The organism is Blattabacterium cuenoti (genome assembly GCF_014252315.1).
Lineage (GTDB): Bacteria > Bacteroidota > Bacteroidia > Flavobacteriales > Blattabacteriaceae > Blattabacterium > Blattabacterium cuenoti_AI.
The window spans coordinates 1-10,991 of record NZ_CP059216.1; the positions used below are offsets into that span (position 1 = coordinate 1).

A 10,991-nucleotide genomic window follows, 5' to 3' on the forward strand; every position below is an offset into this window, starting at 1 on the left:
ATGGATAATGAAGCTTTAATTGATTCTTTTTCAGATTTTAAGTATGAAAAAAATATAGATAGAGTAAATTTAATGGCTATATTAGAAGAATCTATAAGATGTGTTTTAAGAAAAAAATATGATTCTTCTAAAAATTATGATATTATAGTAAATCCAGATCAAGGAGATTTAGAAATATGGAGAAATAGAATAGTAGTAAAAGATGGATTAATTCAAGATATAAATAAAGAAATAGAATTATCTACAGCAAGAAAAATAGAACCAGATTTCGAAATAGGGGAAGAAGTTACAGAAAAAGTTGAACTTAAATCTTTAGGAAGAAGATCTATATTATCATTGAAACAAAACTTATTATCAAAAATAAATGAATATGATAATACAAATACATACAATAAATTTAAAAAAAAAATAGGAGAAATTCTAAATGTAGAAGTATATCATATTTTATCTAAAAATGTTATTGTTAGAGATGAAGAACAAAATGAAATGATTCTTCCTAAAAAAGAACAAATTCCAAATGATTTTTTTAGAAAAGGAGATATACTTAAAACATTAATAAAAAAAGTAGAATGGAAGGATAATAAGCCTTTAGTTATACTAACTAGAAAAGATGAAAAATTTTTAGAAGAATTATTTAAATTAGAAATTCCTGAAGTTTCAGATGGATTAATTACAGTAAAAAAAGTATCACGTATTCCTGGAGAAAAAGCAAAAATTGCTGTAGAATCTTATGATGATAGGATTGATCCAGTTGGAGCTTGTGTAGGAATAAAAGGATCTAGAATTCATCCTATTGTTAGAGAATTAAAAAATGAAAATATTGATATTATTAATTATACTTCTAATATACAATTATATATTACTAGATCTATGAATCCTGCTAAAATTTCTATGATGGAAATTAATGAAAAAAATAAGTACGTAAATATATATGTAAAACCTGAAGAAATATCTAAAGCAATTGGAAGACATGGTCAAAATATTAAATTAGCTAGTCAAATAACTGGATATAAAATACATGTATTTAAAGATTATTTATATGAGAATTATAGAGAAGATGTAGAATTGGAAGAATTTTCAGATGAAATTAATCCATTAATAATAAAAAAATTTCGTGATGTTGGATTGCATACTGCTAAGTCTATATTAGATTCTAAAAAAGAAAATTTAATTAAACAAACTAATTTTGATATAAATGTCATAAATAAAATTCTTTATATACTAAAAAAAGAATTTGAAGAAGAAATTAATGAAAACAATATATAAAAAAATTTCATATAAACAATTGTTAACTTTTACCACATAAATTTTTATTTTTGTTTCTCATTTATTAATAACAATATGACTGAAAAAATCAGATTAAAAACAGTATTAACAAAGTTTAATATATCTTTAAAAAGGGTAATAAACTTTTTACAAAAAAAAGGTATTGAAATAGAAAATAATCCTAATACAAAAATAGGAGAAAAAATATATAAATTTCTTGTAAAAGAATTTAAAAATAATAAAAAAATAAGAGATGAATCTGAAAAAATTTCTTTACAAAAAAAAATAAAAAAAATTATAAATACAAAATTGATAAAAAATAAAAATAATAAAAAAGTAAATAATAAAGGGAAAATAAAAGAAAAATTGAAAAAGTTTCCTGATCATATTGATACTGCATATCAAAAGTTAGATGGAGTTATTCTAACAGGAGATAAAATTGATTTATCCAAATTTGAAAAAAAAAATATTAAACAAAATATCAATACTAAGAAAAAAAGAAAAAGGATAAAAAAAGATATACCAAGATTTGAGGATAAAAAAAATTTTTCAAAAGATTTACATAATCGTAAAAACATACATTTAAATTTCAAAAAGAAAAAAGAAAACAATAAGAAAAATATAAAAAATAAAAAAAATTATAACGAAAAAATAGAAAAACAAATTCAAGAAACTTTAGAAAAAATTTCTTCTAAATCTAGAGGAATAAGATCAAAATATTCAAAAATAAAAAAAGAAAAACGTCAAAATAAAAAAGAAAAAGAAAAAGAAATTATTCAAAATAAAAAAGAAAATAAAAAAAATAAATGTTTAAAAGTAGCTGAATTTACTACAGTAAATGAACTGTCATCAATGATGAATGTTAATCCTACAGATGTTATTATGTCTTGTATGTCATTAGGTATCATGGTCACAATGAATCAAAGACTAGATGCAGAAGTATTAACATTAGTATCAGATGAATTTGGATATGATGTAAAATTTGTTGGATTAGATTTAGAAGAAGCAATACAAGATGAAAAAGATTTAGAAAAAGATCTAAAACCTAGACCTCCTATCATAACAGTAATGGGACATGTAGATCATGGTAAAACATCATTATTAGATTATATAAGAAATACTAATGTAATTGCAGGTGAATCTGGAGGAATTACTCAACACATAGCTGCTTATAGCGTAGAATTTGATTCTAAACAAGGTATTACTTTTTTAGATACTCCTGGACATGAAGCATTCACTGCTATGAGAGCTAGAGGCGCTCAAATAACTGATATAGCAATAATAGTTATTGCTTCTGATGATCAAGTAATGCCTCAAACTAAAGAAGCTATTAGCCATGCTCAAGCTGCTAATGTTCCTATTATATTTGTACTAAATAAAATTGATAAACCTAATTCAAATACAAATAAAATAAAAGAACAATTATCAAAATTAAATATCTTAGTCGAAGATTGGGGAGGAAAATATCCATCACAAGAAATATCAGCAAAAAATGGTACAGGAATAAAAGATCTTTTAAAAAAAGTTCTTTTATTATCAAAACTTTTGAATTTAAAAGCTAATCCTAATAAACTATCATCTGGAACAGTAATAGAAGCCTCTTTAGATAAAGGTAAAGGATACATAACAACTGTTCTTGTACAAGGTGGAACTTTGAAAATAGGAGATTATGTTTTAGCCGGAAGTAATCATGGAAAAGTAAAAAGTTTATTAGATGAAAGAGGTAGATCTATATCTTATGCTGATCCATCTAAACCTGTCACTATAGTAGGATTAAATGGAGCACCTACATCTGGTGATAAATTTAAAGTATTTAAGAATGAAAGAGAAGCAAAACAATTAGCATCTAGAAGAGGACAATTACAAAGAGAGCAAAATATTCGTGCACAAAAACATCTTACATTAGATGAGATAGGAAGACGTATAGCATTAGGAGATTTTCAGGAACTTAAAATTATAATTAAAGGAGATGTAGACGGTTCTGTAGAAGCAATATCAGATGCACTTCAAAAATTATCTACAAAAAACATTGTTATTAATATTATTTATAAAGGAGTAGGACAAATAACAGAATCTGATGTTTTATTGGCTAGTGCATCAGATGCCATTGTAATAGGATTCAATGTACGTCCTAATGTTAGCGCTAAAAATATAGCTAAAAAAGATAATATTGAAATTAGAACTTATTCTATTATATATGATGTGATTAACGATATTAAAAAAGCTATGGAAGGGATGTTATCTCCTGAAATAAGAGAAAAAATATTAGGAAATGCAGAAATTAGAGAAATTTTTAAAATTCCTAAACATGGAACTATTGCAGGATGTATGGTAATAGAAGGAAAATTGTTAAGAAAATATAAAGTAAGATTAATTAGAGATGGAATAGTTATTCATAATGGGGAATTTACTTCATTAAAACGATTTAAGGAAGATGTTAAAGAAGTAAAAAAAGGATATGAATGTGGATTTGGAATTAAAAATTTTAATGATATTAAGTCTGGTGATCTTGTAGAAGTTTATGAAGAATTATTTTTTAATAAAAATAAAAAAATTAAACAATAAAAATTAATAATGTATAGAACGCATAATTGTGGAGAATTACATATAAAACATGTTAACATACAAGTTATGTTATGTGGATGGATTGATGAAATAAGAAACTTTGGCTCTATATTTTTTATAGATATTAGAGATTATTTTGGAATTACACAATTAGTAGTACACAAAAATTTAATAAAAAAAAAATTAAAAAAAGAATTTTTAATCAAAATTTATGGAAAGGTTGTAGAAAGATATTCTAAAAACCATAAACTAAAAACTGGAGATATAGAAGTATTAATAAATAAAATAGAAATTTTAAATAAATCAATTACTACTCCATTTATTATAAAAAATAATACAGATGGAAAAGAAAAAGAAAGAATGATATACAGATATCTTGATATAAGAAGACCTAATATAAAAGAAAATTTAATATTTCGTCATAAAATTGTACTAGAAATACGTAATTTTTTATCTTCTAAAAATTTTATAGAAATAGAAACTCCTATATTAATCAATAATACACCAGAAGGTGCTAGAAGTTTTATTGTTCCATCTAGAAGATATAAAGATAAATTTTATGCATTACCTCAATCTCCACAAATATTTAAACAATTATTAATGATAGGAGGAATAGATAAATATTTTCAAATAGCAAAATGTTTTAGAGATGAAGATCCAAGATCTGATAGACAAATAGAATTTACACAATTAGATTGCGAAATGGCTTTTGTAGATATTAAAAATATATTGAATTTTTTTGAAGATTTTATTAAATATTTATTTAAAATTAATAATATACAATTTTTAAAATCTTTTCCTTGTATTTCTTATAACGAAGCTATAAAAAAATATGGAACTGACTGTCCAGATATACGTTTTGGAATGAAATTTTTTTATCTAAAAAATATAATAAATGAAAAAAATATTAATTTTTTAAAAGATAAAGAAATAATAATAGGAATTAAAGTCAAAGATTTTTTTTCAAAAAAAAATCATAATAAAATTAATTTATTTTTAGAAAAAATAAAAAATAGTAATTTGATTTGGATTAAACATTCAATAGATAAAAAATTTTTTATTTCCAAAGAAAAACATATATCTGAAAAAAATATACATATTATATCTAATTATTTTAATACTAATCCTGGAGATTTTATATTTATTTCTTATGGGGAAAAAAATATTGCAATAAATTTATTAAAAAAAATACGATCAGAAATAATTGATATATTAAGCAAAAAAAATAAAAATATTAAATTGTTTGAACCTATATGGATTATAAATCATCCATTATTTAAATGGAATAATAAAAGATATAAATCAGTACATCATCCTTTTACATCTCCAATAGATGAAGATATTAATCTATTAAAAACAACTCCAGAAAACATACGATCAAAATCATATGATTTAGTAATTAATGGAGTTGAAATAGCAAGTGGATCTATCCGTATTTATGATAAAAAAATACAAAAAATAATTTTTAATCATTTAGGATTATCTAAAAAAGAAATTCAATCAAATTTTGGTTTTTTTATAAAAGCATTAAAATATGGAGCTCCACCTCATGGTGGAATAGCATTTGGATTAGATAGAATTGTTAATTTATTAAAAGGAGAAAATGACATAAAAAATTTTATTGCTTTTCCTAAAAATAATTTTGGAAAAGATCTCATGACTAACTCTCCATCTATTATAAAATAATAATACTTATATATTATTTAAAGATTTTTTATACAAAGAAATAGCCTCATTTTTTCCTTTCCAGCCCTCTATTTTAACTATTTTATTTTCTAATTTTTTATAAACAGAAAAAAAATATTCAATTTCTTTTTTAGTATGTACAGGTATTTCACTAATATCTTGAATTTCATTATAATTTGGATCATATATTGGAACACAAATTATTTTTTCATCTCTTCCTTTATCATCTGTCATTAAAAAAATTCCAATAGGTTTAACTTGAATTAAACATCCTGGAAATGATGGTTCTGTTAAAAAAACTAATACATCCATTGGATCTCCATCTTCTGATATAGTATTAGGAATAAAACCATAATCAATAGGATAATTAATTGGAGAATATAAAACTCTATCTAACCTTATTAATTTATTTTTTTTGTCAAATTCATATTTATTTCTACTTCCTCTAGGAATTTCAATTAATACATCAAATGTTATCATATTTAATTATATTTTAGTATTAATATTAAATTTTTCTAAATATAAAGCAACTTTTTTAACAAATTTTCCTCCTAACATTCCATCTATTACACGATGATCATAAGAATGAGAAAGATAAATCTTATGCCTAATACCAATAAAATCTCCATCTGGTCCTTCTATTACAGATAATTTTTTCTGTATCAATCCTATAGCCATAATTGCAACTTGTGGTTGATGTATAATCGGAGTTCCTAATATATTACCAAAACTACCAATATTACTTATTGTATAAGTTCCTCCCTTAGTTTCTTCAGGTCTTAATTTATTTAATTTTGCTCTTTTTATCAAATCATTTATTATTTTTATTAATCCTATAAGATTATATGAATCTGCATATTTAATAACAGGAACAATCAAATCCCCGTTTGGTAATGATATTGCTATACCTATATTTATATTTTCTTTTTTTATTATACTTGTTCCTTCAACAGAAATATTTATCATAGGCAAATCTTTTATAGCTTTTACAATACATTCAACAAATATTGACATTATTGTTAATTTTTCTCCAGTATTATTATAAAAATAATCTTTTATTTTATCTCTCCATTTTACTATATTTGTTACATCAGCTTCTACAAAAGAAGTAACATGTGCAGAAACTTTTTTACTGTATATCATATGTTTACAAGTCAATTGCCTTACTCTTCCCATTTTTATTATTTCTTCATTATTATTTTTTTTACATGTTATAATTTTTGATGTTTTTTGTTTTTCATTTAATTCACTATTTTTATTATTTTTATCAATAAAATTTAATATATCTTTTTTAGTAATACGACCTTTTTCTCCAGTTCCATTTATTGTTTCTAATTCATAAAAATTAATTCCTTCTTTTTTAGCAATAGACTTAACAATAGGAGAATAAAAACGTTTATTCTTACTTATATTATTATTGTAATTAATAAAAATATTTTCATTATTTTTTTTTTTTATATTTGTTTCTAAAATAGCTATTGAACTCCCAACTTTAACAATTTCGTTAGTATCAAATAAACATTTTTTTAAAACACCATTTACAGGAGAAGTAATTTCAGAGTTAATTTTATCTGTAGCTATTTCTACTATTATTTCTTCTTTTTTTATTAAATCTCCTTCTTTTTTAAGCCATCTAATGATAGTTGCTTCGTTTATACTTTCACCCATAGATGGAATGGTTAAGTTATATTCGTCCATTTATATTTATATTTTTTAATATTTTTGTATTTATCGTTATTTATATTTGTACAGTAATAATATTTATCTATAAATTTTTTTTATAAACTTTTTTAAGGAATCAAAAATAATAAATTCATTTAAAAAAATGAAAATTCTTTCTGCAAAACAAATTAAACAAGCTGATCAACATTGTATTGATTATGAATCAATTTCTTCCATAGAATTAATGGAAAGATCTGCAAAAAAATGTTTTAATTGGATTATTAAAAATTTATATTTTTTAGAGTTAAAAAAATTTCCATTTATAATTTTGGCTGGTAATGGAAATAATGGAGGAGATGGCCTTTCTTTAGCTAGATTATTACATTTACAAGGATTTAAAATAATAACATACATATTAAATGTTTCAAATTTTTCTTCTAAAGAATTTTTACTTAGTAAGAATAAAATCATAGAAAAAATAAAAATTAAAAATATTTATGAAAATGATAATTTTCCAATTATAAATAAAAAAAGTTATCTTATTGATGCAATATTTGGAATTGGATTAAATCGTCCAATAAATAAATATTGGAAATCTTTTATTGATTTTATTAATGATTTAAAATTAAAATCTGTAATATCTATAGATGTTCCCTCTGGTTTATTTATAGAAAAAAAAAATAATAATATTAAAGGAATAATTAAATCTGATTATACTTTAACTTTTCAAGTTCCAAAACTTCCATTTTTATTGCCTGATTATGAAATTTTTGTTGGAAATTGGCATTTATTAAATATTGGATGGAAAGAAGAATTCATTTGCAAAATGAATTCTAAAAAATTTTTAATAGATAAAAAAGAAATATGTTTTAATAAAAACAGAAAAAAATTTTCTCATAAAGGAAATTATGGTCATGGATTTATTATAGGAGGATCCTATGGGATGATAGGTTCTGTAGTTTTATCTGGAAAAGCTAGTTTTTGTTGTGGAATTGGAAAATTAAGTATATATATTCCTCGTTGTGGTTATCAAATAGTCCAAAATACTATTTTAGAATCAATTGTAATTACTGATAAAAAAGAAAATTTTATAAGTAATATTTATATACCTGATAATATAAATGCAATAGGAATAGGAATGGGGATGGGACAAAATTATTACACAATACAAGCCTTTAATTCTTTTTTAAAACTTTGTAAAAAAGGTGATCCTCCTATGATTTTTGACGCAGATGCTATAAATATTTTATCAAAAAATAAATCAAATTTATTAAAATTAATTCCTTCAGGAACAATTTTAACTCCTCATCCAAAAGAATTTAAAAGATTGTTTGGATCTTGGAAAGATGATTATGATAAACTAGATATGTTAAAAAATATATCAAAAAAATATGGAATATTTATTGTATTAAAAGGAGCTCATACTATAATTTCTACACCTAATGAAGAACTATATTTTAATAATACTGGTAATGCAGGAATGGCTACTGCTGGAAGTGGAGATGTTCTTACAGGAATGATTTTAGGTTTTTTATCTCAAGGTTATTCTTCAAAAGATTCTTGCATTATAAGTGTTTATTTACATGGAATATCTGGAGATATTGCAGCAAAAAAAGTAGGAATGTGTTCACTTAGGTCTACAGATATTATTAATTGTATAGCAAAATCATTTAATAAGATTTAAATTTTTTTAATAAAATATTTATATATAATAAATGTATAGATAATAATAATAATTGTTATTATAAAACATATCATAGATAAAAAATCACCATATTTTGTATAAAATGTTTTTATTGAATTAGAATATATTTTTTTATATAAAACCCCTTCTTTTCCATAAGGAAGATATGAATTTATCTCCCCTTTTTCATCAATAAAACAAGATATACCAGTATTAGCTGATCTTGCTATACACTTTCTATTTTCAATAGCTCTAAGACGTGAATAATATAAATGCTGTTTACATCCTTGGGAATTTCCCCACCATCCATCATTAGTTATTATAACCAATAAATTAGCATTTTTTTTAAAAAAATTAGAAACATATTCTCCAAAAATAGATTCATAACAAATAATAGGAGCTATTTTTATTCCCAGATAAGGATTTTTAAATGTTGAATATCCTCCTTTTTTTCCAAGTTCTATTGAATTACCTCCAAAATTAAGTATTATATCACCTATGATAGGAAATAATATATTTTTATAAGGAAAAAATTCTACTGCTGGAACTAATTTATTTTTATGATGAAAAAAAATATATTTTCCACTTGAATCTATTTGTATAACTGAATTAAAAAAATCAATCCATGATAAATTTTTATTTTTTTTTGAAAAAAAAGGAATAGATGTTTCACTTTTGTATTTATTATAATATGTAAGTAGTTCTAATCCTGTTATAAATATAGTTTTTGGTGATTTATTTTTTAAATAATTTTTGAAATTTGATACTAATATATTATTTCTAATATTATTAGTTATAAATTTATCTTCTTTAATAGGAAAAGAAGTTTCAGGAGCAATTATTATCATTGGTTTATTTTTTAAAATTTTTTTATCTATTAGTTTTTTAAATTTATTAATTAATTTTTTAGTTGATATTTTATATTTTTGATTATATGGGTCAATATTAGGTTGTAATACTATAGATTCAACTGGATTATCATGTTCTATATAAATATTATTATAAATTATATTTGATATGATAATCATTATAAATACAATTGTTATACTAATAAAAATATTTTTATATAAAATTATCAATTTGTTATTTTTAACATATAAAACTATAGATCTTATAATATTAATATTTACAATCCATATCCAAATAGATCCTCCTAAAGTACCAGTATATTCATACCATTGAATCCATTTTATTCTATTTGAAAATCCATTTCCTAATGTAAGCCATGGCCAAGATAATTCCCATTCTAAGTGAATTTTTTCAAATAAAATCCACGAACAAATTAAAAACATATATCCTATATTTTTATTTTTTATGCTATTTTTAATTATTGAATAAAAAGTAAAAATAATTGACATTAAAATAGAATTTAATAAAGATGGAATTATAAATGATTCTATAGAAAAAGATCCATTATTTCTTCTTGTATAATGTAGCCACCATGTAGAAATAAAATTCCACGTTAAAAACGTAATAATAGAAAATAAAAAAATATATCTATTATAATATTCTTCTACATAAAGTAAAGGTACAAATGCTATAAACAAATAAATAGGATTACCATTAGTAGGCCATCCATAACTTAACAATATACCTGCAAAAAAGCAATATAAAAGACACTGAATTTTTGTAATTATTATAAATATTTTTTTAAAATGGAGTTGGCGGGATTCGAACCCGCGTCCAAACAAGCATAATAAAAGATTTCTACATACTTATCCAAAAAATAATTGTTCAATTTATATTTGATTTTTGGATATCAAACATAAATCTAAGATTCAAAAAATTTCAGAAAATTTATAGAATCATAATATTCTCCTAATTCCTTAATTAGTATTATGTATCTTCATAAAATTAGAAATCATAAGGAATAAGATTTCTGGAAGATATTTTGCTTCCATATAAAATGGATATTGCTTAAAAAATTTAATTAAGCAGCAAAAGCGTATTGTTTTTCGCCATTTATATTATTCAGTAATGATATTTTTAACGTGTATATTCATTACATTAACACGATATGCTTACTTTTATTAACTTAATCTTGTTGTCAATACCTAAAAGAACAACCCCATAATATATAATTATTATGTTATTATAATGCAATATTATAATTTTTTTTCAATCAAAA

The 10,991-nt window shown here is 22.2% G+C and carries 7 protein-coding genes and 1 other RNA gene; 4 read left to right on the forward strand and 4 right to left on the reverse strand.

Going from position 1 to position 10,991, the window contains the following annotated elements:
- The 3 genes from nusA (at position 1) to aspS (ending at position 5,517) form a co-directional block, all read left to right on the forward strand.
- On the forward strand, positions 1–1,266 hold the full coding sequence (gene nusA / locus H0H39_RS00005) for a transcription termination factor NusA (protein ID WP_194295774.1): 1,266 nt from the start codon (positions 1–3) through the stop codon (positions 1,264–1,266).
- A gap of 75 nt (positions 1,267–1,341) precedes the next feature.
- Positions 1,342–3,831, forward strand: coding sequence for a translation initiation factor IF-2 (gene infB / locus H0H39_RS00010; protein WP_185877374.1), 2,490 nt, complete (start codon positions 1,342–1,344; stop codon positions 3,829–3,831).
- A 9-nt stretch (positions 3,832–3,840) separates the two neighbouring features.
- Positions 3,841–5,517 carry an aspartate--tRNA ligase gene (gene aspS / locus H0H39_RS00015; RefSeq protein ID WP_185877375.1) on the forward strand — a complete coding sequence of 559 codons (1,677 nt, stop codon included), beginning with the start codon at positions 3,841–3,843 and terminating at the stop codon, positions 5,515–5,517.
- A gap of 6 nt (positions 5,518–5,523) precedes the next feature.
- Here the strand turns inward: aspS and H0H39_RS00020 are convergent, their stop codons facing one another.
- Both H0H39_RS00020 and H0H39_RS00025 read right to left on the reverse strand, forming a co-directional pair.
- Positions 5,524–5,997: an inorganic diphosphatase gene (locus H0H39_RS00020; RefSeq protein ID WP_185877376.1), complete on the reverse strand. Its 474-nt coding sequence runs from the start codon at positions 5,995–5,997 to the stop codon at positions 5,524–5,526.
- A 6-nt stretch (positions 5,998–6,003) separates the two neighbouring features.
- A complete protein-coding gene (locus tag H0H39_RS00025; protein ID WP_185877377.1) occupies positions 6,004–7,215 on the reverse strand; it encodes a dihydrolipoamide acetyltransferase family protein in 1,212 nt (403 codons plus the stop codon).
- Positions 7,216–7,342: 127 nt separating this feature from the next.
- On the opposite strand from H0H39_RS00025, the gene H0H39_RS00030 reads away from it, so the two are divergent.
- Positions 7,343–8,863, forward strand: a complete 1,521-nt coding sequence (locus tag H0H39_RS00030) for an NAD(P)H-hydrate dehydratase (RefSeq protein ID WP_185877378.1) — start codon at positions 7,343–7,345, stop codon at positions 8,861–8,863.
- Here H0H39_RS00030 and lnt read toward each other — a convergent pair.
- Complete coding sequence (lnt, locus tag H0H39_RS00035) at positions 8,860–10,452, reverse strand: apolipoprotein N-acyltransferase (RefSeq protein ID WP_238785647.1); 1,593 nt, start codon at positions 10,450–10,452, stop codon at positions 8,860–8,862. The genes H0H39_RS00030 and lnt overlap by 4 nt on opposite strands.
- 64 nt (positions 10,453–10,516) lie before the next feature.
- Positions 10,517–10,933: a transfer-messenger RNA gene (gene ssrA, locus H0H39_RS00040) on the reverse strand.
- Between the last annotated feature and the right edge of the window lie 58 nt (positions 10,934–10,991).

Excerpts from the sequence above, each read along its gene's own strand:
- nusA (WP_194295774.1), top strand. The coding sequence starts at position 1 with ATGGATAATGAAGCTTTAATTGATTCTTTTTCAGATTTTAAGTATGAA.
- infB (WP_185877374.1), top strand. The coding sequence starts at position 1,342 with ATGACTGAAAAAATCAGATTAAAAACAGTATTAACAAAGTTTAATATA.
- aspS (WP_185877375.1), top strand. The coding sequence starts at position 3,841 with ATGTATAGAACGCATAATTGTGGAGAATTACATATAAAACATGTTAAC.
- H0H39_RS00020 (WP_185877376.1), bottom strand. The coding sequence starts at position 5,997 with ATGATAACATTTGATGTATTAATTGAAATTCCTAGAGGAAGTAGAAAT.
- H0H39_RS00025 (WP_185877377.1), bottom strand. The coding sequence starts at position 7,215 with ATGGACGAATATAACTTAACCATTCCATCTATGGGTGAAAGTATAAAC.
- H0H39_RS00030 (WP_185877378.1), top strand. The coding sequence starts at position 7,343 with ATGAAAATTCTTTCTGCAAAACAAATTAAACAAGCTGATCAACATTGT.